The sequence below is a fragment of the Streptosporangium sp. NPDC053982 genome, assembly GCF_055585205.1.
Genome location: NZ_JBVJKQ010000015.1, coordinates 74,774 through 99,618 on the forward strand (window position 1 = coordinate 74,774; position 24,845 = coordinate 99,618).

The following is a 24,845-nucleotide window of genomic DNA, read 5'->3' on the forward strand; positions in this document are numbered from 1 at the left end:
TTCCGGCCCGCGTCTCCGCAGGACCGGCGGCGTGGCGCCGGCGGGCATGACTCGAACGCACCCAGCGATCAGTAGCGGTAGCCGGGGGCGAGAGTGATGATCTCCTTGTCCGTGACCAGGTAGACAAGGCGGTGCTCGTCGTCGATCCGCCTCGACCACACCCCGGGCAAGGCGAAGGGACCGGCCCCCGAAGAGACCGGCCCCTCGCCACCGGTGAACCCGACAGAACACCCGGCCCACGTGAACGAATCGATCAGACGTTGAAGCGGAACTCCACCACGTCGCCGTCGCGCATCACGTAGTCCTTGCCCTCGATGCGGGCCTTGCCCACCTGGCGGGCGGCGGCGATGGAGCCCGCCTCGACCAGCTCGTCGAAGGAGACGATCTCGGCCTTGATGAAGCCCCGCTGGAAGTCGGTGTGGATGACCCCGGCCGCCTCGGGGGCGGTGGCGCCCCTGCGGATCGTCCAGGCCCGGGTCTCCTTGGGGCCGGCGGTCAGGTAGGTCTGCAGGCCGAGGGTCTCGAACCCGACCCTGGCGAGCTGCGACAGACCCGACTCCTCCTGCCCGACCGACTGCAGGAGCTCCAGCGCCTCGTCGTCGGAGAGCTCGACCAGCTCGGACTCGATCTTGGCGTCCAGGAACACGGCCTCGGCCGGGGCGACGAGCGCCGACAGGCGGGCCCGCAGCTCGTCGTCGGTCAGCTCGTCGGCGTCCAGGTTGAAGACGTACAGGAACGGCTTGGCCGTCAGCAGGTGCAGGTCGCGCAGGTCGGCCGGGTCGATGCCGGCGCCCTTGGCCCCGGCGTACAGGGTGGTGCCGCCGTCGAGGAGCTTGACCGCGGCCTCGGCCGCCTCCAGCGCGGCCCGGCGGTCCTTGTTGGTCCGGGCCTCCTTCTGAAGACGCGGGACCGCCTTCTCCAGGGTCTGCAGGTCGGCGAGGATCAGCTCGGTGTTGATCGTCTCGATGTCGCGCTCGGGCGAGACGGCGCCGTCCACGTGGGTCACGTCGGGGTCACCGAAGACCCGGATGACCTGGCAGATGGCGTCGGTCTCGCGGATGTTGGCGAGGAACTGGTTGCCGCGCCCCTGCCCTTCGGAGGCGCCCCGGACGAGGCCGGCGATGTCGACGAACTCCACCTTCGCCGGGAGGATCTTCGCGGAGCCGAAGATCTCGGCCAGCTTCTCCAGGCGCGGGTCGGGAACGCCGACGATGCCCACGTTGGGCTCGATGGTGGCGAACGGGTAGTTCGCCGCCAGGGCGTTGGCGGTCTTGGTCAGCGCGTTGAAAAGCGTCGACTTGCCTACATTGGGAAGTCCGACGATGCCGATGCTCAGGCTCACGTCAGCCGAGTTTACGGTGAATCACGCACTGCTATCCGCCGGAGGCACGTCACGGGGCGGTAGACGGCCTGTCCGCTCGTCTGCAGATAGCGGTCGGAGCCGGGCGGACAGAGGGCGGCGGCGGTGGTCCTGGCCGTCACCTTGGCCCACGCGCGGGCCGACCCGCAGGGGATCCTGCCGAGCGCGCCCCGGGCCTCGGCCCGGCCACGCGGCTCGGCCACGCAGTCCCCCACCGCGGGGATCCTGCCCTCCCGCCCCAGGCAGACGATCGTACGGGGACCCGCGGCGAGGGAGTCGAGCGTGGCCGCCGGACACTGCCCGGCCCGCTCCACCACGGCCAGCGCCCTGCCGTACCAGCCGCCGGAGGAGCACGGGCGCTCCCCGCCGCGCGCGGTCACGCAGTCGCCGGCGCGCAGCACCCCGCCTCCCGCGCCGGGGTCGCCCGGATGCGGGGCGGCCAGGTTGCGGACGCACGCCGTACGGCTGTACGAGGCCGGCGGCGAGGAGAAGCCGGGGGTCGGGGAGACCGGCGGCGCGGACGATCCGGAGACCTGGGAAATCGGCGGCGCGGACGACCCCGAGGGCGGGGACGGCGGGGCCGGGGTGGTCCCGGCGGGGACCTCCATGAGCCCGACGATCTCGTCGGTGTCGGCCGGGCAGTCCTCGGGCCGGTCGCCGACCACGGACAGCACCCGCCCGTCGGCCGACCCGCACGGCACCAGGCCGAAGCGGACGCCGTCCCGGCTCACACAGGCGCCCCGCTCCCACGCCAGCGAGAGGGCGCCCGGGGCGGGACGCGGGCTGGTGCGCCCGGAGACGTACACGCTCGCGGCGACGATCGCCGCCAGCACGGCCAGGATCGCGCCGACGAGGGCCAGCGCCGTCTTCGGCTGCGAGCCTTTCGCGCCCATCGGATCATCACCTTCCGAGCATGAACAAGTACCAAGAGTGACGATACGTGCTCTCGCAGGTGAAATGCGTGACCGGCCGGAAAGGCGTGTCGGAAGGCCGGGAACGGCCGGGCCTGCGATCATTCCGGGGTGGATGTCACGGCACTCGTCTTCCAGCTCGCCATGGGCCTCGCCGCGGGACTCGCGATCGGGTTCCTGCTCGGCAGGGCGCGCGCCTCCTCCGGCGCGGCGGAGGCGAGCGCCCGCGTGGCCGACGCCGAGGCGCGCGCCAGGGCCGCCGAGGAGAAGGCCGCCTACGTCGAGGAGCAGCTCGCCGAGCGGTTCCAGGCCCTGTCGGCCCGCGCCCTCGACGCCAGCAACCTGCGGTTCCTGGAGATGGCCGAGTCCCGGATGGCCGCGGGCCGCGCCGAGGCCGCCGGAGAGCTGGAACGGCGCAAGCAGGCCGTCGAGCACCTGGTCGAGCCGCTGAAGGACACCCTCGCCCGCGTCGAGGCGCAGCTGCGCGACGCCGAGTCGGGCCGCCGCGCCGCGCACGCAGAGCTGGCCAGGCACATCGACATCGTCCGCGAGAGCAACGACCGGCTCCGCCTGCAGACCGACACGCTGGTCCGCGCCCTGCAGCGGCCAGAGGCCCGGGGCCGGTGGGGCGAGCTGCAGCTGCGCCGGGTCGCCGAGATCGCGGGCATGCAGCGGTTCTGCGACTTCGACGAGCAGGCGAGCGTCACCACCGCCGACGGCGCGCTCCGCCCCGACATGGTCGTACGGCTCGCCGGCGGCAAGAACGTCGTGGTCGACTCCAAGGTCTCCCTGGCCGCCTACCTGGAGGCCGCCGAGTCCGGCGACCCCGGCCGCAGCGCCGCCCGGCTCGACGCCCACGCCCGGCACGTGCGCGAGCACGTGGACCGGCTCGCCGCCAAGAGCTACTGGCAGGCGTTCAGCCCGGCGCCGGAGTTCGTGGTGCTGTTCATCCCGGGCGAGGCGTTCCTGGCCCCGGCGCTGGAGCGCGACCCGGAGCTGCTGGAGCACGCCATGCGGCGGCGCGTCCACATCGCCACCCCCACCACGCTGATCACCATGCTCCGCACCGCGCAGTACGCCTGGCAGCAGGCCGCGCTCAGCGAGAACGCGCGGGCGGTCTTCGACCTCGGCAAGGAGCTGTACGAGCGGCTGGGCAGCATGGGGCGGAACGTGGAGACGCTGGGCCGGTCTCTGAGCCGGGCCGTGGAGTCCTACAACCGGGCCGTCGGCTCGCTGGAGACCCGGGTGCTGGTGAGCGCGCGGAAGCTGAACGACCTGGGGCTGGTGGAGGGCGACCTCGACGCGCCCCGTCCGGTCGAGGACCTCGCCCGCGCGCTCACCGCCCCGGAACTGCTGGGAGAAGAGGGGCCAAGCGCGCCTCTTGTGTCCCGGTTGAACGGTAAGTTGGCGAACGACCTGTCCTAGCCTTTCCCTCATCGCCGCGAGCCCCGGTGCCGCGGCGCGGGACGCGGCGACGAGGGACCCGGGGTCGAGGGAGCGAGTGTGAACGGTCGAGGCGACGGACGGCCGCCTGGCGGGGTGATCGTGTGAACGAGCGGGGGCGGGGCGGCGGCGTCCGCCTGACCGCCCGGGGCGCCGTGGTCTCCGTGCTGGCGTTCACACTGCTGGGCTGCCTCCTGCAGGCGCTGTTCGGGCCGCCCGCCCTGACCGGGGCGGCGTTCGTCGCCGGATGCGCCGTCGCGGTGGCCCTGGTGAACCGGCGCGACCTGCTCACCCTGGTGGTCTCGCCGCCGTTGGTCTTCTTCGCGGCGACGCTGCTCGCCGAGGCGGTCAGGTCCCTGGGGTCGGCCTCGCCGCTCCGGACGCTCGGCCTGGGCCTGTTCACCACGCTGTCGGCGGGCGCCCCCTGGCTGTTCGGCGGCTCGCTGCTGGTGCTGGCCGTCGCCTGGCGGCGCGGCCTGGCCGGATGCGTGCGGGAGCTGCGGGAGGAACTTCGGGCCGGCGGCCCCGCCACCGTCCCGCGCCCGCGCCGGGGCGAGGCCGGCGCCTTCGCACCCGAGCCCGAGGGCTACTTCGAGCCGAAGGTGTACGGCACGCCGCGCGAGGACGCCTGAGCCGCTCCCCCGAGCGGGCGTTCTCCGCGCGGGCGTTCTCCTGCGCGTCCGGGTGTTCCCGCGATTCCGTGCCCCGGGTGCTCGCGCGCCCGGTGGCCGCGGGGCTCTCCCGGACGGGGCCCGGCGGCCGCGCGCCCGCCGTACGGCGGGCGCGCGGGTGAGGCGCGGGATCAGACGCCGGCGCGGAGGTCCTTGCGCAGCTCGTGCGGGAGCGCGAAGCGGACGCTCTCCTGCACCGACTCGACCTCCTCGACGTCCGCGAAGCCGCGCTCGGCGAGGTGGGCCAGGACCTCGGTCACGAGCTCGTCGGGCACCGAGGCGCCGCTCGTCACGCCCACCGTGGTGACGCCGTCGAGCCACTCGTCCCTGATGAACGAGGCGTCGTCGACGAGGTGGGAGGCGTCGGCCCCGTGGTCGAGGGCGACCTCCACCAGCCGCTTGGAGTTGGAGGAGTTCTGGGAGCCGACGACGATGACGAGCTGCGAGGCGGCCGCGATCTCCTTCACCGCGACCTGGCGGTTCTGGGTGGCGTAGCAGATGTCGTCGCTCGGCGGGTCGATCAGGTTGGGGAAGCGCTCCTTCAGCCGCGTGACCGTCTCGGTGGTCTCGTCGACCGACAGCGTGGTCTGCGACAGCCACACGAGCCGGTCGGGGTCCTTGACCTCGACGGTGCCGACGGCGTCGAGTCCGTCGACCAGCCGGATGTGGTCGGGCGCCTCACCGGCGGTGCCCTCGACCTCCTCGTGCCCCTCGTGGCCGATGAGCAGGATGTCGTAGTCCTGGGAGGCGAAACGCCTGGCCTCGTTGTGGACCTTGGTCACCAGCGGGCAGGTGGCGTCGATGGTCCGCAGGCCGCGCTCGGCGGCCTCCCGGTGGACCGCCGGGGAGACCCCGTGGGCCGAGAAGACGACGATGGCGCCCTCGGGCACCTCCTCGGTCTCCTCGACGAAGATCGCCCCACGCTTCTCCAGCGTCCGGACCACGTGGGTGTTGTGGACGATCTGCTTGCGCACGTAGACCGGCGCGCCGTACAGCTCCAGCGCCTTCTCCACGGCCTGGACCGCACGGTCGACGCCGGCGCAGTAACCGCGCGGCCTGGCCACGAGGACGCGCCGAGTCGCGGGGGTCTCGAAAGTCATGTTCTCATGCTACGTGGAGCCACCGCCGGGCCCGCCCACCCATCGACGAACTCAGCCGACACAGGTCTTGCCAGACTATGTAGCCGGGAACAGACCTCCAGGGAGACGACATGACGGTCCCCAACATCATCCGAGATGTCACCAGAAAAGCCAAAGACCTGCCTCTTCACATGCTCCAGTCGGCGCTGAGCGGGGTCGGCCAGGCCCTGCTGCTCGGTGACCGCGTACGGAGCACGATCAAGCGGCTGACGAACCAGGAGGAGGCCGAGGAGCGGCGCGGACCGGCCGGGGAGGCCGCCGAGCCGGCGGGACGGACCGGGCAGGCCGGGCAGTCCGGGCTGGACACCGCGCGGGACGCCGACGAGGAGCCGCGCGAGAAGCCGCGCCGCGCGCCGGTCATCTTCGCCCCGCGTCAGGACGCCGCCGCGTCCCCGGCCGGGGAGACCGCCCCCGCCGAGGAGGCCAGGGCGGGGTCCAACGGCGCCAAGGCCCGCCCCGAGCCGGTCATCTTCGCCCCGGCCAAGTCCAGGACCGCCGAACCCGAGGCGGCCGGATCCGAGACCGCGAAGCCCGAGGCCAGGAAGCCCGAGCCCACCGGGACCGAGGCCACGGAGCCGGAGCCCGCGAAGCCCGAGACCACCGAAGCCGAGGCCACGAAGCCGAAGGCCGACGAGCCGAAGGCCGCGAAGCCCAAGACCGCCAAGCCCGAGGCCGGCACTTCCGTCCCGGAGACCGCCGTGGCCGAGACCGCCGAGCCGAAGGCCGCGGAAGCCGCGGAGGCCACGGAGGCCGAGGTGGCGGAGCCGGAGCCCGCCGCGCCCGAGGCCGCCGCGCCGAAGGCCGCGAAGCCCAAGGCGGCGAAGCCCAAGGCAGCGAAGCCTGCCAAGGACAAGACCGCCAAGCCGGCCAAGACCGCCAAGCCCAAGGCCGCCGAGGCCGGAGCCACCGAAGCCGCCGGAGCCGCGACCGCCACGCCGGACGCCGGGGAGAAGCCCGCCGCGACCACGGAGCCCGTGTCCGTCGAGCCCCCGGCCGCCGAGGCCGCCGAAGCCGTCAGGATCACCGAGGCCGCTGTCGCCGCGCCGCCGGCCGCCGAGGTCGAGGTCACCGAGGTCCGCGTCGCCGCCCCCGGCGAGGCCGACACCACCGTGGTCGAGGTCACCGGCACGAAGACCGCCCGGCCCGAGGGCGTCGAGCCGACGATCGCGGCCGTCGAGCTGCCCGAGGAGCCGATGCCCGGGTACGGCCGGCTGACGGTCGCCTCGCTGCGCGCCCGGATGCGCGGCAGGTCCGCCGAGCAGATCCGGCTGCTGCTGGACTACGAGCGGGCCACCACGGCCCGCCCGGAGGTCATGCGGATGTACGAGAACCGCCTGGCCAAGCTGGCGGCCGCCGAGTAGGCGCCGGCGACGCGTAGGCTCCGGCCATGAGCTCGAAGACGACACCGGAGCAGCCGCTGCCGGTCCGCACGGTCCTGCAGATGGTCGGCGGCTGGATCGGCAAGCTCGGCACCGTCTGGGTCGAGGGCCAGATCACCGAGCTGACCGCGCGCGGCGGCACGGTGTTCCTGACGCTGCGCGACCCCGTGGCCAACATGTCGGCGCGGGTCACCTGCCCGCGCGGCGTCTACGAGGCGACGGTCCCCCGGCCGGTGGACGGCGCCCGGGTCGTCATGAACCTGAAGCCCGACTTCTGGGTCAACCGGGGATCCTTCGCGTTCACCGCGCTGGAGATGCGCCCGGTGGGCGTGGGCGAGCTGCTGGCACGGCTGGAGCGGCTGCGCCAGGTGCTCGCCGCCGAGGGCCTGTTCGGGGTGGACCGCAAGCGGAGGCTGCCGTTCCTGCCCGGCACGATCGGGCTGATCTGCGGCCGCGACTCGGCCGCCGAGCGTGACGTGCTGGAGAACTCCCGGCGCCGCTGGCCGGCCGTGCGGTTCAAGGTCGAGCCGGTGGCGGTTCAGGGGCCGTACGCGGTGACCGAGGTCACCGAGGCGCTGCGCAAGTTCGACGCGGACGGCGAGATCGACGTCATCGTGATCGCCCGGGGCGGCGGGTCCATGGAGGACCTGCTGCCCTTCTCCGACGAGTCGCTGGTCCGGGCGGTGTCGGCGTGCCTGACCCCGGTGGTCAGCGCGATCGGCCACGAGCAGGACAACCCGCTGCTCGACCTGGTGGCCGACGTGCGGGCCTCCACGCCCACGGACGCGGCCAAGAAGATCGTCCCGGATGTGGGAGAGCAGCTCACCCTCATCCGCCAGCTCCGCGACCGGGGGCGCCGGGTGACCGCCGGCTGGCTGGACCGCGAGACGGCCTGGCTGTCCGCGGTCCGCTCCCGCCCCTCGCTCGCCGACCCGGTCCGCGAGGTGGAGCGCCGGGCCGAGCAGGCCGAGCAGCTCAGGGAACGCGCCAGGCGCAGCCTGACCGCCTCCCTGGACCGGGCGGGAGACTCGCTGACGCACCTGCGGGCCCGCCTGGTCGCGCTGTCGCCCGCCGCGACCCTGGAACGCGGTTACGCGATCGTGCAGCGCCCCTCGGGCGACGTCGTACGGCTGGCCCGCGACACCGCCCCCGGCGAGGAGCTGACGGTCCGGTTCTCCGACGACCGGGTGGCGGTCCGGAGGGACGCGGAGCCGACCGGCTGACCACCGGACGGAACGGTTCCGGGGACGGCCCCGGGGCGGACCGGTGGCGCCGGAGCGGGCGTTCCGCCGCGGACGTGTCCGTGACGGCCGCGGGAGGACCGGGGAGCCGGGCCGTACGGCCTATGGTGGGTACGTGGCCGATGAGAAGACACCGTCGTACGAGCAGGCGCGCGAGGAGCTGACCGAGGTGGTCCGCCGCCTCGAGGCGGGCGGGCTGACGCTGGAGCAGTCGATCGAGCTGTGGGAGCGCGGCGAGAGGCTCGCGACCGTGTGCGAGGAATGGCTGCAGGGCGCGCGGGTGAAGCTCGCCGCCGCCATGGCGCAGCGCCGCCAGCCCGACCTGTCGGGCGACTCGCCCTTCTGATCTCCGGCCCCCCGGCCTCGCCGGGAGCGCGTCAGGGGGTCGGCTTCGGCTGCTGCCTGAGGGAGGCGGCCAGGGCGGTCAGCTCGTCCCACTGGGCGGTGCCGGTGACGACGACGGTGGCGTCGGGCAGGAGCCGGACGAGGGAGCGCTGGTTCTTGTCCTCGCGGAAGCGCTGCTCCCAGGTCACGCCGCCGATCTGGACGTTCCCGGTGACCTCGGTGGTGCCGGCCATCCGGGAGGCGAAGCCGGCGGCGGGCTTCTCGTCGCTCTGGGCGAGCATCGCGTGGGAGCGGCGGGCGGTGGCGAACCCGAGCCGCCACGTCGTCACGCCCTTCTCCTGGGTCGCCCGCGAGCTGTTCGGGATCCAGCGGGCCGGCACCTGGGACGGCGCCCACACCTCGTACGGCGCGGAGCGGCGCAGGTTGGCCACGTCCATCGAGTAGTCGACCCTGGGGATGTGCTCGGTCCTGCTCTGCGGCGTGACCAGCAGGAAGAGGCCGACGGCCGCGAGGCAGACGAGCATCGCGAACGCGTAGCCGTAGAGACCCTGAGTGAACCGTCGCACGATTGTCGAGACTAGCCGCCCGGCGGGGCGGTCCGTTCTCCGGGGCGGGTACGGCGAGGCGTCCCGGAGCCTCCGGGAAGGCGCGTCCGCGTCCCCGAGCCGGGGACGCCCCCGGTCCTCCCGGGTGGCCGGCACCGCCGGGGCCACCGGAGGGGATGGCCCTCCGAGGAGGGTCAGGGGCGGCGGATCTGCCCGATGATGGCCAGTACGTTCTCGGCCAGCTCGCGGGAGGCGGCCTCGTCCTCCGAGAGGGCGACCTCCGACACGGCGGCGGCCAGCGCCCCGGTGAGGACCACCACCAGCGCGCCCTCGTCCCCGTCGAAGAGGGTGGCGTTGCGCTTGGCCCACTGGCGCAGCCGGTCGCGCATGACGACCTCGAAGCCGGGCGGCCCGTCGCCGCGCAGGAACAGCGCGGACAGCTCGCGTTCGGCCAGGCACCCCTCCAGGTAGGCGCGGGCCCCGGCGATGAACAGCCGCATCGGGTCGCTCTCGCCGCCGGCGCGGGCCTCCTGGACGGCCTGCCTGGTCCGCTGGGTCTGGCGGGTCTGGAACTCCTCGAACAGGGTCAGGTAGAGGTCGGCCTTGCCGGAGAAATGGTGGTAGAGGCTGCCGACGCTGGCCCCGGCCCGTCCGACCACGTCGGTGACCCCGGCCTCGGCGAAGCCGCTCTCGACGAAGGTCTCCCGCGCGGCCGCCAGGAGCGCGACGCGCGTGGCGGCGCCCCGCTCGGAGCCCCGCTGGGACGCGCCGGCCACCGGCCGTGCCGCGGGCCGTACCGTTTCGCCGCTCATCGATCACCTCTGTGGGAACCCCCGCTCTCGGGCGGGAGGTGGAGTCGGGACGGCACATTATCCTCCCCAGCCGGGCAGAAAAGGGGGACAACTACGATCGTTGTCGTAATCGACGAGAGGGGCCCTTCTCCATGTCCGACCAGATGTCCGTCCCCGCCGCACTCGCCACGGGTGAGCACGCGCCCGACCGCAACCTCGCCCTGGAGCTGGTCCGGGTCACCGAGGCCGCCGCGATGGCCGCCGCCCGCTGGGTCGGGCGCGGCGACAAGAACGGTGCCGACGGCGCCGCGGTGAACGCGATGCGCCAGCTGATCAACACCGTGTCGATGAGGGGCGTGGTGGTGATCGGCGAGGGCGAGAAGGACAACGCGCCGATGCTCTACAACGGCGAGGAGGTGGGGGACGGCAGCGGCGCCGAGTGCGACGTGGCCGTGGACCCGATCGACGGCACCCGCCTGACCGCCCTCGGCATGCCGAACGGGATCTCGGTGATCGCGGTCAGCGAGCGCGGCTCGATGTACGACCCCTCGGCCGTCTTCTACATGGACAAGCTCGTCACCGGCCCGGACGCCGCCGACGCGGTGGACATCGACGCGCCCGTGGCCGACAACATCGCCGCCGTGGCACGTGCCAAGGGCGGTGAGCCGTCGGACGTGACCGTGGTCATCCTCGACCGGCCCCGCCACGAGAAGATCATCAGGGAGGTCCGGGAGGCCGGCGCGCGGATCAAGCTGATCACCGACGGCGACGTGGCCGGCGCGATCATGGCCGTCCGCCGGGGCACCGGCGTGGACCTGATGCTCGGCATCGGCGGCACCCCCGAGGGCATCATCGCGGCCTGCGCGATCAAGTGCCTGGGCGGCGTCATCCAGGGCAGGCTGTGGCCGCAGGACGACGCCGAGCGGCGCCGGGCGCTGGACGCCGGCCTCGACCTGGACGCCAAGCTGACCACCGACGACCTGGTCAGGTCCGACGACGTGTTCTTCGCGGCCACCGGGATCACCGACGGCGAGCTCATGCAGGGCGTCCGCTACCACGGCAGGCACGCCGTGACCAACTCCCTGGTCATGCGGGGCCGGTCCGGCACGATCCGCAGGATCGAGAGCGAGCACCAGCTCTGGAAGCTGCGCGCCTACAGCGCGATCAACTTCGACAGCGCGAGCTGAGCCCGCCGCAGTCCGGGCCCGGTGTGAGCCGGACCTCGCACGGACCGGGCCGGAGCGGACCCGGCGACGGGATCGTGAGCGGCGGGGCCGTCAGCGGCGGAACCAGGAGCGTCGTGGGCGCTTGGGCGGCTTGGCCACGACGCTCCCCATGCCGACCATCCCGGTGATCTCGATGACCGGACCGCCGGGCGCGGGCGGCACCTGGTTGTGCATGCCGCCCATGACGGTCGAGGCGGCCATCTCGATCCGGACGCCCTCCGGGACGATCAGCGTGAGGGTTCCGCACAGCACCGTGGCCTGGACGGTGACGCGGCTCGACTGCAGCATGGCCTCGCGCAGGTCGAGCACGACGTTGGCGCAGATCGCGGTCGCGGGGAAGCGGGTGGGCACCACCCAGCGGCCCGAGCGCTCCTGTGAGCCGAAGAACGCCGTCACCGCGCGGATGTCGGTCCGCAGCGGCTGGGCCTCGGGGGGAAGCAGGTCGGCCGTGAGCGCGGTGAGCTCCCCGAGGGTGCTGGCCCGGTAGAGCGCCTCGACGCGCTCCTCGTGCTCGGCGGGGTCGAGCCGCCCGTCGGCGAGCGCGTCGCCGAGCACGGCGGCCACCCGCTCCCGGTCGGCGATGCCCGCCCGCAGGTCGCCGGGGCGGGGCTCTCCCCCGCGACCGGGGACGACCGGAGGCTGAGAACTTTCCACGCCTTCGACCCTAGCCGCCGCGACGGCCGGAGCGGGCGCGCGTCCGCCCCGGTCCTCAGAGGCCCGCTCCAGAGACCCGGTTCAGGGGCCCGGTTCAGGGGCCCGGTCCTCAGAGGTAGGGGCGCCGGTCGCGTCTGGCGTCCTCGTAGCGCTCCCGCGCCGCCCGGGTCACCGGGTCCCGCGACACCTCGGCGACCGGGACGTCCCACCAGGCGGTGGTCTCCGGCGCCGGGCCGGGGACCGTCGCGAGGAACCGCACCAGCGCCTGCGCCACGGTCAGCCGGACGGTGCTCATCACGGCGCCTTGGCCATCGGGACACGCGGGTCGATCGTCTGCTCGGCCCAGGAGGAGCGGACCCAGGCGTGCCGGGGATCGTCGGCGCAGGCCATGGTCCGCTTCTCCGCGGGGCCGGCCAGCACGTTGAGGTAGTACAGGTCGTAGCCGGGGGCGGCCATCGACGGGCCGTGGTAGCCGCGCGGCACGAGCACCACGTCCCCGCCCGCCACCTCCGCCAGCGTCTCGTGACCGCCGTAGACCCGCTGGTAGCCGGGCCCGCCCTCGAAGTAGTAGATCTCCTCCAGCACCGCCTCGCACGCCGAGGCGGTGTCGTGCTTGTGCGGCGGGTAGGACGACCAGTTGCCGCCCGGGGTCAGCACCTCCACCGCGACCAGCCTGTCGCATTCGAAGGCGTCGGGCGCGCAGAAGTTGTTGACCTGGCGGGTGGCCTGCCCGGCCCCGCGCACCTCGACGGGCACGTCGCGCGCCGCGCCGTACCGGACGGGGAAGCTGCGCCGCGCACGGGCGGCGGGGAACGCGAAACGGCCCGAGCCGGTGATCCGCACGCTCGCGCCGACGGGGAGGTAGACGAAGTCGCTGATCTCGGAGAAGACCGAGGTACGGCCGTGCAGGACGAACCGCGTCCCGTCGCAGCGGACCTCGCACGAGCCAGACAGCGGCAGGACCAGCATCTCCTCGTCGCCGGTGGAGAAGTCGACGCTCTCGCCGGACAGGCAGAGCACGCGGAGGCCGGCGTAGGTCCAGCCCGCCGTCTCCGGAGTGATCCACAGGGCCCAGGGGGACCGCGCCGTGCTGCCCGCCGGGACGAACGTCATGGCGCCTCCCCGGCCGGCGCCTGGGCGGCGGGCCCGGCGTGCGGCGTCCGGGCGGGCCCGGATCGGGTGTCGCGGTCGGGTCGCTCGCTCATCGGTGCAACCTCCAGCATTCCCACGGCCGTGTCCCCGGCCGCGGCCACGTCGTCATCGGAGGGGTACAGCAACGCGCGGCCGGTCACAAGCCCCCGCGCGCCGGGGAGCCGGAGCGCCGCGCGCCAGGCGGTGCGGGCCCGTTCGGGCGTTTCCCCCGGATCGCCGCCCGAAAGCGGCATCGGCGGCGTGGCGGCCCGCACGGCCTCGCTCACGGCCCTTCTTCCCCGGCGGCCGGCCCGCCGTCGAGGCCGCGCAGGTAGGCCAGGCTCTCCGCCATGTGCCGCCGGGGGGCGTCATCGTCCTGGCCGAGGACGACGTCCTGCTCCAGGACGTACCACCCGTCGTATCCGGCGGCGGCCAGGCCCGTGACGACGCCCGCGACGTCCACATCGCCCCGGCCCAGGGGCCGGTACAGCCCTTCCCGCACCGCGCGGGCGTAGGGCGTCTCCCCCGCCCTGACCCGCGCGGCGAGACCGGCGTCGACGTCCTTGAGGTGCACGTGGGCGATCCGCCCGGCGGCCCGGGCGGCCACCCCGGCGGGGTCGGCGCCGCCGACGAGCAGGTGGCCGGTGTCCAGGCAGAGCGGCACGGCGCTGCCGTCGAGGACGCGCTCCACCTCCTCGGCACTCTCCACCACGGTCCCGACGTGCGGGTGGAGGGTCACCGTACGGCCGAACTCCTCCGCGGTCTTCATGATCCGCTTCAGGTTGGCCAGCAGGGTCTTCCAGCCCTGGGCGTCCGGGACGTGTCTGGCGTCGCGGCCCTGGGCGCCCGGGGCGTGCCTTTTGTCGTACCCCTCCTCGTCCGCGGCCGCGGCGAGCACGAGCACCTCCACGTCGCCGTCCCGGAACGCCCGCAGGGCGGCGCGCACCTCGGGGAGGGGGTCGTAGCGGGGTTCGTGCAGGACCACGGGGACGAACCCGCCGACGGCGCGCAGGCCGTACCCCTCCAGCATGGAGCGGCAGCGTGTCGGAGAGAGGGGCAGGAAACCGTAGGGCCCGAGCTCGGTGGCCGTCAGGCCGAGGTCCCGCATCTCGGCGAGCACCCGGGAACGGTCGAGCTGGCGGCCCCAGCCCGGGACCTCGCACACCCCCCACGAGATGGGGGCTCCGGCCGTCCTCACGGGGTCACCGCCGTTCCGCGCCGGGAACGCGCGACCGGGGGCACGGCGGGAAGCACGCCGGGCCGGCTGACGTACGGCAGAGCACCGCGCATGACGCCTCCGTGGGACAAGCCGCTGGAACTCCCGTTCTAGGCAAGGAATCCTGGTCAGTCAAGGTTTGTCAGGACATATCGATGATCCGTCGGCGCCGGACCGGTGGTCCGCCCGGGTTCCGCGGGGCTCGCGGGACCCGCGAAGCTTCCGAAACTCGCGGGTCCCGCGGGGTTCCCGGGTTCCTCCCGGGTTCTCTCAAGACTCCCGGAGCTCGCGGATCTCGTGGAGCTCTCGGGGCTCATGGAGTTCCCGGGTCTCGTGGAGTTCCCGGGTCTCGTGGAACTCGTGGAGTTCGCGGGCGAAGGCCCGGACCGCCTCGGCCGCGCGGTGGGCCGGCAGCCGGGCGAACCCCATGACCAGCGCGGGCGGCCCCGGCGCGCGCCGCATCGGGCCCACCGGTTCAACGCCGAGGCCGCACCGCCCGGCGGCCTCGGCGGCCTGCCGCTCGTCCCAGTCGCCGGGCAGCTCGGCGAGCAGGTGCAGTCCCGCGGAGACGCCGCGCACCGTGACCTCGGGGAGGTGCCCGGCCAGCGCCCGGGTGAGGGCGTCGCGCCGGACGCGGTACTCCCGGCGCATCCTCCGCAGGTGCCGGTCGTAGCCGCCGTCACGGATCAGGTCCGCCAGCGCGTACTGCTCCAGGACCGGTGAGCCGAGGTCCAGCTCGCCGCGGGCCCGCCGTATCGACTCGGCGATCTCCGGCGGGGCCGCCACCCAGCCGAGGCGCAGGCCCGGCGCCAGCGACTTGCTCACACTCCCGGCCAGGACCACCCGGTCCGGGGCGAGCCCCTGCAGGCAGCCCACCGGGTCGCGGTCGAAGCGGAGCTCCGCGTCGTAGTCGTCCTCCAGGATCGTCGCCCCCGTCCCCGCGGCCCACTCGATCAGCTCGGCGCGGCGGCGGGGGGAGAGCACCACACCGGTGGGGTACTGGTGGGCGGGGGTGAGCAGCACCGCCCGCGCGCCGGTGGCGGCCAGGGCGCGGACGTCGACGCCCTCCTCGTCCACCGGCACCGTGACCAGGTCGGCCCCTGCGGTGTGCAGCAGAGGGAGCTGCCGCAGGCTGGCCGGGTCCTCGACGGCCAGCCGGATCCGGCCCGGGGGCGGCTCCGGGCGCGTGGCGCGGTCGGCGAACCAGGCCAGGTCACGCCCGGCCCTGCCGTCGGGCGGCGGTCCGGCCAGGGCCCGGACCGTGAGGCTCAGTCCCTGGGCCACCCCGCCCACGATCATCAGGTTCTCCGGGCGGACGTCGGCCGCCCGGACCCGTCCCAAGTAGGCGGCCAGCTCCTCGCGCAGTTCCCGGACGCCGCCGGGGTCGCCGTAGTCCAGCGCGTCGGCGGGCAGCGTGGCGAGCGTCCGCCTGAGCGCGGCGAGCCACCGTTCCCGGGGAAAGGATCCCAGGTCGGGAATGGTGGAACGGGGACCGTAGTACGGTTCCGCGGCCGGCGCAGGAAGGTCGCGGGCCTCCTCGTCGCCCGCCCGGCCCGCCGCCGGGGCCACGCTGGTGCCCACGCCGACCCGGGAGACCAGGAACCCCTCCGCGACGAGTTGCTCGTATGCCTCCACGACCACGCCGCGCGACAGCCCGAGGTCCCTGGCCAGTTCGCGGCTGGCCGGCAGCCGCTCTCCCGGGGCGAGCCGGCCCCGCCGTACGGCCTCGCGCAGTTCACGGGCGATCTGGCCGGTGATCCCGCCCGCCGCGCGGTCGATGGTGAGGTGCAGATCGGCCAATTGGTCCTCATTCTTACAGCTTCATTGGACCCTTCACGGGGACCATTGGCTCCATAGCATTCACCGCGTGAAAGCGGATGTCACCTTCACCGGCCGCGCGGCCCGCCGGGGAGGATCAGGAGGCGGGGCCGGAGACGGCGCCGGGGGCCCGGCGGGAGGCCCTACGGCGTCCCGGGGAGGGCCGGTCGGCCGGGGACGCCGGGAGATGCGCGGCCCGGTGCAGGCCGCCACGGGGATGTTCATGGTCGGCACCCTGGCCGGGGTGTCCGAGGCGATCGGCGGTTACCCGGTCTACGGCGGCCAGGCGCTGCGTTACCTGGTGGCCGCCGTGCTGCTGTTCGCCGTCGCCCGCGCGTCCGGCCTGCGGTTCCTGCGGCCCCGCCCCCGGGAGGCGGCCCTGCTGGTGGCGCTGGCGCTGTTCGGGCTGGCCGCCTTCAACGTGTGCCTGAGCGAGGCCGCCCGGCACGGCGGGCCGGCGCTGGCCGGGACCGTCCTCGGCATGTCCCCGATCGTCATGGCCCTGATCAGCGGGCGGCCGTCGCCGCGGACGGTCGGGGCGGCCACGGTGGTGGCCGCGGGGGCCGTCCTCGCCACCGGGCTGGGCAGCGGCGACCTCCCCGCCCTGCTGTGGTCGCTGGCGGCGCTGGGCTGCGAGGTGTCCTTCACGCTGCTGGCCGTGCCGCTGCTGCCCCGGTTCGGGGCGGTGCGGGTGTCGGCCTACTCGTCGGCGCTGGCCGTGCCGCTGCTGGCCGCCGCCGGATGGCTCGCGGACGGCACGGCGATGCTGCGCGTGCCGTCCGCGGCGGAGGCAGCGGGTCTCGCGTACCAGGCGGTGCTCGTGACCACCGTCGCGTTCCTCCTCTGGTACGGCGCGCTGCCCCGTCTCGGGCCCGGGACCGCCGGGCTGTTCGCCGGGATGATGCCGGTCGGCGCCATCGTCGCGGGCACCGTGCTGGGCCTGGGCGCGCCCACGCTCCCCGACCTGGCCGGGGCTGCGCTGGTGGTCGCCGGGATCGCGATCGGGCTCGGCGGACCGCGCCGGTCTCCCGTCGCCTCCCCGCGCGACGCCCTCACCGGCCCTTCACCCGGCCCCGGCGGGCCGTACGGCGGGGCGCTCAGTGGGGCTGGCGGCTCTTCGCCCGCGGCAGGCTCGCCCGCCGCTGGTGGGGCAGCTTCACCCGCTGCTGCGGCAGCTCCGTGGGAGGCTCCGGCCAGCTCACCGGCCACTGAGGCGTCTGCCCGCCGTCTTCCCTGATGTTCCGGAGCGTGATGGCGATCAGCGACACGGCGAGGCCGGCGACGATGATGAGAGCGACGATCGCGAGCATAACGATGTGTCCGGTAGTCATGACGGCCCTCGGCTTTCCACCGGGTCCCTGACCCGGCCTCATCTCTTAGCTTCTCTCGTTTTTTCGGACATATAAGGACAAGAGACGTCATAAGCCGCTAATGGTTCATTAAATGACTTATTTCCTTTCGTGTCGTCCGCCCACCCGGGTGGAGCGCCCGGCACGAGGGCTTACCCTCTAGGGGCACCGGAAGCAGCCACGCGGCACGGAGGATCAAAGACGATGCCCGAGTTCGACTACACCGACCTGCTCCCCCTGGGACCGGACGAGACCCCGTACCGGCTGATCGGCACCGACGGGGTGCGCGTGGTCGAGGCCGCGGGCCGCAGGTTCCTGGAGGTCGACCCCGAGGCGCTGCGACTGCTGACCGAGACCGCGATCCACGACATCTCCCACTACCTGCGGCCGTCCCACCTCGCCCAGCTCCGAAAGATCATCGACGATCCGGAGTCCAGCGGGAACGACCGCTTCGTCGCCCTCGACCTGCTGAAGAACGCCTCGATCTCGGCCGGCGGGGTGCTGCCGATGTGCCAGGACACCGGCACCGCGATCGTGATGGGCAAGCGCGGCCGCCACGTGCTCACCGACGGCGCCGACGCCGAGCACGTCTCACGCGGCGTGTACGACGCCTACACCCGGCTGAACCTGCGCTACTCCCAGATGGCACCCCTGACCATGTGGGAGGAGAAGAACACCGGCTCCAACCTCCCCGCCCAGATCGAGCTGTACGCCGAGGACCCGCACGGCCACCCCGACGAGTACAAGCTGCTGTTCATGGCCAAGGGCGGCGGCAGCGCCAACAAGTCGTTCCTGTACCAGGAGACCAAGGCCGTCCTCAACGAGAAGCGGATGCTCGCCTTCCTGGAGGAGAAGATCCGCTCCCTCGGCACGGCCGCGTGCCCGCCGTACCACCTGGCGATCGTCGTCGGCGGCACCTCCGCGGAGTTCGCGCTGAAGACGGCCAAGTACGCCAGCGCCCGCTACCTCGACACCGTCCCCACCGAGGGATCCCCCAGCGGCCACGGCTTCCGCGACCTCGACCTGGAGGCCAAGGTCTTCGAGCTGACCCAGAAGCTGGGCATCGGCGCGCAGTTCGGCGGCAAGTACTTCTGCCACGACGTCCGCGTCATCCGCCTCCCCCGCCACGGCGCCTCCTGCCCGGTCGCCATCGCGGTCTCCTGCAGCGCCGACCGCCAGGCCCTGGCCAAGATCACCCCCGAGGGGATCTTCCTGGAGCAGTTGGAGACCGACCCCGCGCGGTTCCTGCCGGACACCACCGACGAGCAGCTCTCCGACGACGTGGTGAGCATCGACCTCAACCGCCCGATGCCGGAGATCCTCGCCGAGCTGAGCAGGTACCCGGTCAAGACCCGCCTCTCGCTGACCGGCCCCCTGGTCGTGGCCCGCGACATCGCACACGCCAAGATCGCCGAGCTCCTCGACGACGGCGGCGAGATGCCGCAGTACATGAAGGACCACGCGGTCTACTACGCCGGCCCCGCCAAGACCCCCGAGGGCTACGCCTCCGGCTCCTTCGGCCCCACCACGGCCGGCCGGATGGACTCCTACGTCGAGCGCTTCCAGGCCGCCGGCGGCTCCATGATCATGCTTGCCAAGGGCAACCGCTCCAAGCAGGTCACCGACGCCTGCAAGGCGCACGGCGGCTTCTACCTCGGCTCCATCGGCGGCCCGGCCGCCCGCCTCGCCCAGGACTGCATCAGGAAGGTCGAGGTTCTGGAGTACCCCGAGCTGGGGATGGAGGCGGTCTGGCGGATCGAGGTCGAGGACTTCCCCGCGTTCATCGTGGTGGACGACAAGGGAGACGACTTCTTCGCCGACACGACCGGCCCCGTCCTGTCCATCGGCCGCCGCTGACCGCCGATGGACGCGGGTGAGGCCAGGGAGAGGTTCCGGGCGGCCAGGGTCGCCCGGCTGGCCACCGCCGACGCCCGCGGCACGCCCCACCTCGTGCCGGTCACCTTCGAGGTCGACGGCGACGTGATCGCGTTCGCCGTCGACCACAAGCCCAAGCGCACCACGGACCTGCGCCGGCTGCGCAACATCGCGGCCAACGACCGGGTGTGCCTGCTGGCGGACCACTACGACGACGACTGGTCGCGGCTGTGGTGGGCGCGCGCCGACGGGCGGGCCCGGATCGCCGGCGAGGGCGCCGAGCGGGAGCGGGCGCTCGCCCGGCTCGCCGCGCGCTACCCGCCGTACCGCGACCGCCCGCCGGAGGGGCCCGTGGTGGTCGTCGAGGTGGACCGCTGGTCGGGGTGGTCCTACGCGGCGGGCGCGGGGCCGTCCTGAGCGCCCCGTCCCCGGAAGGCGGCGGCCGCGGCCCGGCGTCATGCGCGCCGGGTATGGCCGTCACCCGTAAAGCCGGAACGCGCGTCTGAATACACGGGAAACCGGGAAGCCGGACGGGCGGCGGAGGTCACCGAGTGTTTATCGACCATGACGAGTACGAAAATCTGACAGAAGATCGCAAGAAGTTTCGGCCCGGTGTCTACAGGTCTCAATACGCAAATCGGTAAGCTGCCAATCATGCGTGCGCCCTCCGGATACCTTCTCGCAGCGCGCTACCGGCTGGCGGAGCCGGTCGGGCGCGGCGGCATGGGCACCGTCTGGCGCGCGCACGACGAATGGCTCGACCGGGAGGTGGCGGTCAAGGAGGTGCGGCTGCCCCTGGTCCTCGACGAGGACCTCCGGGCCGAGCTGTGCACCAGGACCGAGCGCGAGGGGCGGGCCACCGCGATGGTCGCCCATCCGTCGGTGATCACGGTCTACGACGTGGTGACGGAGGACGAGCGCCCCTGGATCGTGATGGAGCTGCTCCGCGCCAGGTCGCTGGAGCAGCTTCTTCAGGATCACGGCCCGCTCCCGCCCCGCCAGGTCGCCGAGATCGGGCGGCAGGTCCTCGGCGCGCTGCGCGCCGTGCACGCCAAGGGCATCCTGCACCGCGACGTCAAGCCCAGCAACGTCCTGGTGACGCCCGAGCGGGCGGTGCTCACCGACTTCGGCCTGGCCGCGCTGGAGGGGGACGTGCCGATCACCCAGGCGGGCATGGTGCTCGGCTCGGCCGGATACATCTCCCCCGAGCGCGTCCTGGGCGCCAAGGCCAGCCCGGCCGCCGACCTGTGGTCACTGGGCGCGACCCTCTACACCGCCGTCGAGGGACGCGGCCTGCACGGACGCCGTACGGCCGCCGCCGCGCTGGCCGCGCTCACCAGCGGCGAGCCGATCCCGATGGAGAAGGCCGGGCCGCTGACCCCGGTGCTGCGCGGCCTGCTCGCCATCGACCCGGCGACCCGGCTCGACGCGGTCCGTGCCTCGCTGCTGCTCGCCCGGGTGGCGGCCGGCGGGGTGGTGGAGGAGCCGATCCCCCGCCCGCTGCGGAACGGCACGACGATCACGGTGCCGTCGTTCAACCGCCGTCCGCAGCACCGCGGGCTGCACCGGGTCGGCCCGCAGAGCGCTCCCCCGTCGTTCGTGCCGCCGCCGGGCCCGTTCCAGGCCCCCGCCGCGCCGACCCCGACGCCGACGGGGCCGCTGCGGGGCCACCGGCGTCCGGCCGAGGGCGTGCACCGCAAGCCGGTGGAGCGGCTTCCCGCCCCGCAGCCGTTCGGGCCGATCCTGACGCCGATGATCAGGCTGATGCTGCCGCGTCTCCTCTGGCCGAAAAAGCTTCGCAAGCGCGGGTAAAGCGATCTACAACCAACAATCGCTATCTTCTTCTCATGCCGGAACAGCAGAGGCGCCTGCTCGCGAACCGCTACGAGCTGATCGCTCCGATCGGCCGGGGCACGATGGGCACGGTGTGGCGGGCCTACGACCGTTCCCTCGGGCGCGAAGTCGCGATCAAGGAGATCCGGCAGGAGCGCGGTCTCAGCGACGCCCAGCGCGCCGAGCTCCGGGAGCGCATGATCCGCGAGGGCCGTACGGCCGCCCGCATCGGCCACCCCTCGGTGGCCACCGTCCATGACGCGATCATCGAGGGCGACAGCCCCTGGATCATCATGGAGCTGGTGCACGCCCGTTCCCTGGAGCAGGTGATCGAGGAGGAGGGACCGCTGCCGCCCAGGCTCGTCGCCGAGATCGGCGTCGACCTCCTCGGGGCGCTGCGCGCCGCCCACGCCCAGGGGGTGCTGCACCGCGACGTCAAGCCCGGCAACGTGCTGCTCACCGAGAGCGGCCGGGTCGTGCTCACCGACTTCGGCATCGCCAAGGCCGAGGGGGACGACAGCCTCACCAGCACCGGCATGGTCATCGGCTCGCCGGGATACACCCCGCCGGAGCGGGCACGCGGCGAGTACACCGGTCCGGAGTCCGACCTGTGGTCCCTGGGCGCCACGCTGTACTTCGCGGTGGAGGGCAGGCCCGCCTACGAGCGGTCCTCGGTGTCGGAGACCCTGGCCGCCCTGATGACCGACCGGGTCGATCCGCCGGTGCTGGCCGGGCCGCTGCGGCCCGTTCTGGAGCGGCTCCTGGAGCGCGACTTCCGCGCGCGGCCCGAACCGGGCAGGGCGATGGCGATGCTCCGCGCCGTGGCCGACGCCCCCGCGGGCCCGGCGGCCCCGGGCGCCGGGCATCCCGCCTCGCCGGACGAGATCCCCTCCACCGGCACGTTCGCGGCACGGCCCGTCCCCTCCGCGCCGCCCGCGCCGCACCCCTCCGCCTCCCCCGTTCCCCAGCCCACCGCTTTCCGGGCCCCGGAGCCGAGCCCGCATCCGGCCCCGCAGCCCCCGCGGCCCTCGCCGCAGCCCCCGCGGCCGCCGCAGTCAACGGAGCCTCCGCGGCCGCCCGGGACCGCCGCGCCGAAGACCGGGCGCCCGGCCACGCCGCCGTACGGTCTCCCGGCCTCCCGGCCCGCCGCGTCCGGTGCCGCACCGTCCGCCCCCTCCGCACCCGGCGGCGCGTCCCCGGCGCCGCGGGGCCCGGCGGGCACGCCTCCCGGTGAGGACGGGGAGTTCGACGCCGACCGGACCATGGTGGTCGCCCGCCCGCAGGGGGGCCTCCGCCTGCCCGCCCGCGACCAGGCGCCCGGTCCCGCCCGCGACCAGGCGCCCGGCTCCCATGACCGGCCACCCGGCGGGCCCGGGACCGCGTCTCCGGCCCGGGGGCCGTCTTCGGCACAGGCTTTCCCACCCCGTGCCCCGGCGGCGCCGGGACCGGCGAACGAGGGCGCCGCGGACACCCGCATGCTGCCCCCCGTCGGGGCGCACGGCGATCCCGGCGGACCCGGAGCACCCTGGGACCACGCGCGGGGCCCCGGAGCCGCCCCCGGGGCCCGGCTCACCGGTGACCAGCTCCGCTCCCACGGGCTGGGCACCGACCTGTTCGCGATCGCCGGGCAGGGCGGCAAGGGCGTGCAGAACACCACACCGCCCCGTACCCGCATCGGCCTGATCGCCCTCCTGGGGATCGCCGCCGTCGCGCTGATCGTGATCATCATCATGGCGGTGGCCGCCTTCGCCTGACGCACCGCCTTCACGGGCATCCGGCGGCCCGCGCCAAGCACCGCCTTCACGGACACCCGGCGACCGGTGTCCCGCCGAACCGGTCAGGAATCGAGAAGTCCCGGAGGGATCGCCGGCCATAGCGTGATCGGCATGGAACTCACCCTGCACTACTGCTACATCACCGTCGACGACGCCGAGAAGGCGCTCACCTTCTACCGGGACGCGCTCGGCCTGGAGGTCCGCAACGACGTCGCGTACGGGAAGGCGCGCTGGCTGACCATGGGCCCGCCGTCGCAGCCGGACGTCAACGTCGTCCTGGAGACCCTCGAGGCCGACCCGAACGCCGACCCGAAGGACGTCGCCGCGCTGGGCGACCTGCTCGCCAGGGGCCTGCTGCGCGCCGTCGTCTTCGCCACCCCGGACTGCGACGCCGTCTTCGAGGAGGTCCGTGCGTCCGGCGCCGAGGTCGTCCAGGAGCCGATCGACCAGCCGTACGGCGTCCGCGACTGCGCCTTCCGCGACCCGGCGGGCAACATGATCCGCTTCCAGCAGCCGAAGGGCTGACGCGGCGGCACCGCCGTACGGAGACGCGGCGGCGCCGACGGGGGTCGGCGCCGCCGCACGGACGACCGGCGCCGCACGCACGGACGGTCGGACGGTCGGTCGGTGCCGGCCGATCCGGAGCCGGAGTGGTTCGTCCGGAGGATGCTGAATTACGGCTTTATCCGGCAGGACGCAGACTGGACCCATGACCGAATACCGGATCGAGCACGACTCGATGGGCGAGGTACAGGTTCCGGCGGACGCGAAGTGGCGGGCGCAGACACAGCGGGCGGTGGAGAACTTCCCGATATCCGGGCGGGGGCTGGAGAGCCCGCACATCGCCGCCCTCGGCCTGATCAAGGCGATCGCCGCCGAGGTCAACGCCGAACTCGGGATCCTGGAGAAGGACCTGGCGCAGGCGATCGCCGAGGCGGCCACCGACGTCGCCGAGAACGAATGGGACTCCGAGTTCCCGATCGACGTCTTCCAGACGGGCTCCGGCACCTCCTCCAACATGAACGCCAACGAGGTGATCGCCACCCTGGCCGAGGAGCGGCTGGGCCGTCCGGTCCATCCCAACGACCACGTCAACGCCTCGCAGTCGTCCAACGACGTCTTCCCCACCTCCATCCACGTCGCCGCCGCGACCGAGGTGACCTACCACCTGATCCCCTCGCTGCGGCACCTGGCCACCGCGCTGCGGAGCAAGTCGCTGGAGTTCGAGGGCGTGGTCAAGTCCGGCCGCACCCACCTGATGGACGCCACGCCGGTCACCCTCGGCCAGGAGTTCGGCGGGTACGCCACCCAGATCGACAACGCCGTCGCCCGGGTGCGCTCGGCCATCCCGCACCTGGTTCAGCTCCCGCTGGGCGGCACGGCCGTCGGCACCGGGATCAACACCCCGCCCGGCTTCGCGCCCAAGGTCATCGAGAAGCTCCGGGAGGCCACCGGGCTGCCGTTCTCCGAGGCTCCCGACCACTTCGAGGCCCAGGGCGCGCGGGACGCGATCGTGGAGCTCTCCGGCCAGCTCCGTACGGTCGCCGTCTCGCTCAACAAGATCGCCAACGACCTGCGGTGGATGGGCTCGGGCCCCAGGGCCGGCCTCGGCGAGATCGACCTGCCCGACCTCCAGCCGGGATCGTCGATCATGCCGGGCAAGGTCAACCCGGTGATCCCCGAGGCGACGCACATGGTCGCCGCCCAGGTCATCGGAAACGACGCGGCGATCGCGTTCGCCGGGGCCTCGGGCAACTTCGAGCTCAACGTGATGCTGCCGGTCATCGCCCGCAACATCATGGAGTCCATCCGGCTGATCGCCAACGTCTCCCGGCTGCTGGCCGACCGGTGCGTCCAGGGCGTCACGGCCAACGCCGACCGGATGCGCGAGTACGCCGAGTCGTCCCCGTCGATCGTCACGCCCCTCAACCGGTACGTCGGCTACGAGGAGGCGGCGAAGATCGCCAAGCAGGCCCTCGCCGAGCGCAGGACGATCCGCGAGGTCGTCGTCGAGCGCGGCCACGTCGCCTCTGGCGCCGTCACCGAGGAACAGCTCGACGACCTGCTGGACGTGCTGTCCATGACCCGGCGACCGTCCTGACGCGGCTCCCCCGCCGGAGACCGGGGAGCCGCGGGGGCTCCC

General features: G+C 73.7%; 25 protein-coding genes. 13 read left to right on the forward strand and 12 right to left on the reverse strand.

Annotation, left to right across the window (positions count from 1 at the left end; translation table 11 throughout):
* Nucleotides 1-68: 68 nt before the first annotated feature.
* The 3 genes from ACZ6W9_RS26835 to ACZ6W9_RS26845 form a co-directional block, all read right to left on the reverse strand.
* A complete protein-coding gene (locus ACZ6W9_RS26835; protein WP_389956684.1) occupies nucleotides 69-161 on the reverse strand; it encodes a type II toxin-antitoxin system YoeB family toxin in 93 nt (30 codons plus the stop codon).
* Between the two features lie 92 nt (nucleotides 162-253).
* The gene (gene ychF, locus ACZ6W9_RS26840; protein ID WP_389956687.1) at nucleotides 254-1,342 is read right to left on the reverse strand and encodes a redox-regulated ATPase YchF; all 1,089 of its coding nucleotides are present in this window, start codon (nucleotides 1,340-1,342) and stop codon (nucleotides 254-256) included.
* A gap of 11 nt (nucleotides 1,343-1,353) precedes the next feature.
* Complete coding sequence (locus ACZ6W9_RS26845; protein WP_389956689.1) at nucleotides 1,354-2,253, reverse strand: hypothetical protein; 900 nt, start codon at nucleotides 2,251-2,253, stop codon at nucleotides 1,354-1,356.
* A 129-nt stretch (nucleotides 2,254-2,382) separates the two neighbouring features.
* On the opposite strand from ACZ6W9_RS26845, the gene ACZ6W9_RS26850 reads away from it, so the two are divergent.
* Nucleotides 2,383-3,696, forward strand: coding sequence for a DNA recombination protein RmuC (locus ACZ6W9_RS26850; protein WP_470120241.1), 1,314 nt, complete (start codon nucleotides 2,383-2,385; stop codon nucleotides 3,694-3,696).
* A 122-nt stretch (nucleotides 3,697-3,818) separates the two neighbouring features.
* Entirely contained in the window at nucleotides 3,819-4,346 is a 528-nt protein-coding gene (locus ACZ6W9_RS26855; RefSeq protein WP_389956694.1) for a DUF6542 domain-containing protein, read from the forward strand.
* Nucleotides 4,347-4,516: 170 nt separating this feature from the next.
* Here ACZ6W9_RS26855 and ACZ6W9_RS26860 read toward each other — a convergent pair whose 3' ends face one another.
* Nucleotides 4,517-5,485: a 4-hydroxy-3-methylbut-2-enyl diphosphate reductase gene (locus tag ACZ6W9_RS26860; RefSeq protein WP_362943919.1), complete on the reverse strand. Its 969-nt coding sequence runs from the start codon at nucleotides 5,483-5,485 to the stop codon at nucleotides 4,517-4,519.
* Between the two features lie 110 nt (nucleotides 5,486-5,595).
* Here ACZ6W9_RS26860 and ACZ6W9_RS26865 point away from each other — a divergent pair, with 110 nt between their 5' ends.
* The 3 genes from ACZ6W9_RS26865 to ACZ6W9_RS26875 all read left to right on the forward strand — a co-directional run bounded on the left by ACZ6W9_RS26865 (nucleotide 5,596) and on the right by ACZ6W9_RS26875 (nucleotide 8,490).
* Nucleotides 5,596-6,885 carry a hypothetical protein gene (locus ACZ6W9_RS26865; RefSeq protein ID WP_470120244.1) on the forward strand — a complete coding sequence of 430 codons (1,290 nt, stop codon included), beginning with the start codon at nucleotides 5,596-5,598 and terminating at the stop codon, nucleotides 6,883-6,885.
* Nucleotides 6,886-6,911: 26 nt separating this feature from the next.
* The gene (xseA, locus tag ACZ6W9_RS26870) at nucleotides 6,912-8,126 is read left to right on the forward strand and encodes an exodeoxyribonuclease VII large subunit (RefSeq protein WP_362943923.1); all 1,215 of its coding nucleotides are present in this window, start codon (nucleotides 6,912-6,914) and stop codon (nucleotides 8,124-8,126) included.
* Between the two features lie 133 nt (nucleotides 8,127-8,259).
* The gene (locus ACZ6W9_RS26875) at nucleotides 8,260-8,490 is read left to right on the forward strand and encodes an exodeoxyribonuclease VII small subunit (RefSeq protein WP_179825432.1); all 231 of its coding nucleotides are present in this window, start codon (nucleotides 8,260-8,262) and stop codon (nucleotides 8,488-8,490) included.
* Nucleotides 8,491-8,521: 31 nt separating this feature from the next.
* Here the strand turns inward: ACZ6W9_RS26875 and ACZ6W9_RS26880 are convergent, their stop codons facing one another.
* Nucleotides 8,522-9,055, reverse strand: a complete 534-nt coding sequence (locus ACZ6W9_RS26880) for a DUF4245 domain-containing protein (protein ID WP_470120246.1) — start codon at nucleotides 9,053-9,055, stop codon at nucleotides 8,522-8,524.
* 173 nt (nucleotides 9,056-9,228) lie between these two features.
* The gene (locus ACZ6W9_RS26885) at nucleotides 9,229-9,846 is read right to left on the reverse strand and encodes a TetR/AcrR family transcriptional regulator (RefSeq protein WP_389956703.1); all 618 of its coding nucleotides are present in this window, start codon (nucleotides 9,844-9,846) and stop codon (nucleotides 9,229-9,231) included.
* Nucleotides 9,847-9,977: 131 nt separating this feature from the next.
* Here ACZ6W9_RS26885 and glpX point away from each other — a divergent pair, with 131 nt between their 5' ends.
* Nucleotides 9,978-11,012, forward strand: a complete 1,035-nt coding sequence (gene glpX, locus ACZ6W9_RS26890; RefSeq protein WP_389956706.1) for a class II fructose-bisphosphatase — start codon at nucleotides 9,978-9,980, stop codon at nucleotides 11,010-11,012.
* Between the two features lie 90 nt (nucleotides 11,013-11,102).
* Here glpX and ACZ6W9_RS26895 read toward each other — a convergent pair whose 3' ends face one another.
* The 6 genes from ACZ6W9_RS26895 to pdxR form a co-directional block, all read right to left on the reverse strand.
* A complete protein-coding gene (locus ACZ6W9_RS26895) occupies nucleotides 11,103-11,705 on the reverse strand; it encodes a DUF1707 SHOCT-like domain-containing protein (protein ID WP_389956709.1) in 603 nt (200 codons plus the stop codon).
* Between the two features lie 109 nt (nucleotides 11,706-11,814).
* Nucleotides 11,815-12,000, reverse strand: a complete 186-nt coding sequence (locus tag ACZ6W9_RS26900) for a hypothetical protein (RefSeq protein WP_470120251.1) — start codon at nucleotides 11,998-12,000, stop codon at nucleotides 11,815-11,817.
* Complete coding sequence (gene iolB, locus ACZ6W9_RS26905) at nucleotides 12,000-12,818, reverse strand: 5-deoxy-glucuronate isomerase (protein WP_470120253.1); 819 nt, start codon at nucleotides 12,816-12,818, stop codon at nucleotides 12,000-12,002. The genes ACZ6W9_RS26900 and iolB overlap by 1 nt, the downstream gene beginning before the upstream one ends.
* Entirely contained in the window at nucleotides 12,815-13,123 is a 309-nt protein-coding gene (locus tag ACZ6W9_RS26910; protein WP_389956714.1) for a Cgl0159 family (beta/alpha)8-fold protein, read from the reverse strand. The genes iolB and ACZ6W9_RS26910 overlap by 4 nt, the downstream gene beginning before the upstream one ends.
* Entirely contained in the window at nucleotides 13,120-14,034 is a 915-nt protein-coding gene (locus ACZ6W9_RS26915) for a TIM barrel protein (RefSeq protein WP_389956716.1), read from the reverse strand. Before ACZ6W9_RS26915 ends, ACZ6W9_RS26910 begins: the two co-directional genes overlap by 4 nt.
* Before the next feature lie 288 nt (nucleotides 14,035-14,322).
* Entirely contained in the window at nucleotides 14,323-15,852 is a 1,530-nt protein-coding gene (pdxR, locus tag ACZ6W9_RS26920; RefSeq protein ID WP_470120256.1) for a MocR-like pyridoxine biosynthesis transcription factor PdxR, read from the reverse strand.
* Nucleotides 15,853-16,057: 205 nt separating this feature from the next.
* On the opposite strand from pdxR, the gene ACZ6W9_RS26925 reads away from it, so the two are divergent.
* From ACZ6W9_RS26925 to ACZ6W9_RS26955, 7 genes are all read left to right on the forward strand, one after another.
* Nucleotides 16,058-17,107, forward strand: a complete 1,050-nt coding sequence (locus ACZ6W9_RS26925) for a DMT family transporter (RefSeq protein WP_470120258.1) — start codon at nucleotides 16,058-16,060, stop codon at nucleotides 17,105-17,107.
* Between the two features lie 316 nt (nucleotides 17,108-17,423).
* A complete protein-coding gene (locus tag ACZ6W9_RS26930) occupies nucleotides 17,424-19,076 on the forward strand; it encodes a fumarate hydratase (protein WP_389956725.1) in 1,653 nt (550 codons plus the stop codon).
* A 6-nt stretch (nucleotides 19,077-19,082) separates the two neighbouring features.
* On the forward strand, nucleotides 19,083-19,511 hold the full coding sequence (locus ACZ6W9_RS26935; RefSeq protein ID WP_470120260.1) for a TIGR03668 family PPOX class F420-dependent oxidoreductase: 429 nt from the start codon (nucleotides 19,083-19,085) through the stop codon (nucleotides 19,509-19,511).
* A gap of 237 nt (nucleotides 19,512-19,748) precedes the next feature.
* Nucleotides 19,749-20,906: a serine/threonine-protein kinase gene (locus ACZ6W9_RS26940; protein ID WP_389956731.1), complete on the forward strand. Its 1,158-nt coding sequence runs from the start codon at nucleotides 19,749-19,751 to the stop codon at nucleotides 20,904-20,906.
* Nucleotides 20,907-20,941: 35 nt separating this feature from the next.
* On the forward strand, nucleotides 20,942-22,681 hold the full coding sequence (locus ACZ6W9_RS26945; RefSeq protein WP_470120262.1) for a serine/threonine-protein kinase: 1,740 nt from the start codon (nucleotides 20,942-20,944) through the stop codon (nucleotides 22,679-22,681).
* 132 nt (nucleotides 22,682-22,813) lie between these two features.
* The gene (locus ACZ6W9_RS26950) at nucleotides 22,814-23,227 is read left to right on the forward strand and encodes a VOC family protein (RefSeq protein ID WP_389956736.1); all 414 of its coding nucleotides are present in this window, start codon (nucleotides 22,814-22,816) and stop codon (nucleotides 23,225-23,227) included.
* A gap of 184 nt (nucleotides 23,228-23,411) precedes the next feature.
* Entirely contained in the window at nucleotides 23,412-24,803 is a 1,392-nt protein-coding gene (locus tag ACZ6W9_RS26955) for a class II fumarate hydratase (RefSeq protein WP_470120264.1), read from the forward strand.
* Nucleotides 24,804-24,845 lie beyond the last annotated feature (42 nt).

Bases quoted from the DNA above. Each gene is read 5' to 3' on its own strand.
- ACZ6W9_RS26845 (WP_389956689.1), bottom strand. From the start codon at position 2,253: ATGGGCGCGAAAGGCTCGCAGCCGAAGACGGCGCTGGCCCTCGTCGGC.
- ACZ6W9_RS26860 (WP_362943919.1), bottom strand. From the start codon at position 5,485: ATGACTTTCGAGACCCCCGCGACTCGGCGCGTCCTCGTGGCCAGGCCG.
- ACZ6W9_RS26865 (WP_470120244.1), top strand. From the start codon at position 5,596: ATGACGGTCCCCAACATCATCCGAGATGTCACCAGAAAAGCCAAAGAC.
- xseA (WP_362943923.1), top strand. From the start codon at position 6,912: ATGAGCTCGAAGACGACACCGGAGCAGCCGCTGCCGGTCCGCACGGTC.
- ACZ6W9_RS26885 (WP_389956703.1), bottom strand. From the start codon at position 9,846: ATGAGCGGCGAAACGGTACGGCCCGCGGCACGGCCGGTGGCCGGCGCG.
- glpX (WP_389956706.1), top strand. From the start codon at position 9,978: ATGTCCGACCAGATGTCCGTCCCCGCCGCACTCGCCACGGGTGAGCAC.
- ACZ6W9_RS26900 (WP_470120251.1), bottom strand. From the start codon at position 12,000: ATGAGCACCGTCCGGCTGACCGTGGCGCAGGCGCTGGTGCGGTTCCTC.
- iolB (WP_470120253.1), bottom strand. From the start codon at position 12,818: ATGACGTTCGTCCCGGCGGGCAGCACGGCGCGGTCCCCCTGGGCCCTG.
- ACZ6W9_RS26925 (WP_470120258.1), top strand. From the start codon at position 16,058: ATGCGCGGCCCGGTGCAGGCCGCCACGGGGATGTTCATGGTCGGCACC.
- ACZ6W9_RS26930 (WP_389956725.1), top strand. From the start codon at position 17,424: ATGCCCGAGTTCGACTACACCGACCTGCTCCCCCTGGGACCGGACGAG.
- ACZ6W9_RS26935 (WP_470120260.1), top strand. From the start codon at position 19,083: ATGGACGCGGGTGAGGCCAGGGAGAGGTTCCGGGCGGCCAGGGTCGCC.
- ACZ6W9_RS26940 (WP_389956731.1), top strand. From the start codon at position 19,749: ATGCGTGCGCCCTCCGGATACCTTCTCGCAGCGCGCTACCGGCTGGCG.
- ACZ6W9_RS26945 (WP_470120262.1), top strand. From the start codon at position 20,942: ATGCCGGAACAGCAGAGGCGCCTGCTCGCGAACCGCTACGAGCTGATC.
- ACZ6W9_RS26950 (WP_389956736.1), top strand. From the start codon at position 22,814: ATGGAACTCACCCTGCACTACTGCTACATCACCGTCGACGACGCCGAG.
- ACZ6W9_RS26955 (WP_470120264.1), top strand. From the start codon at position 23,412: ATGACCGAATACCGGATCGAGCACGACTCGATGGGCGAGGTACAGGTT.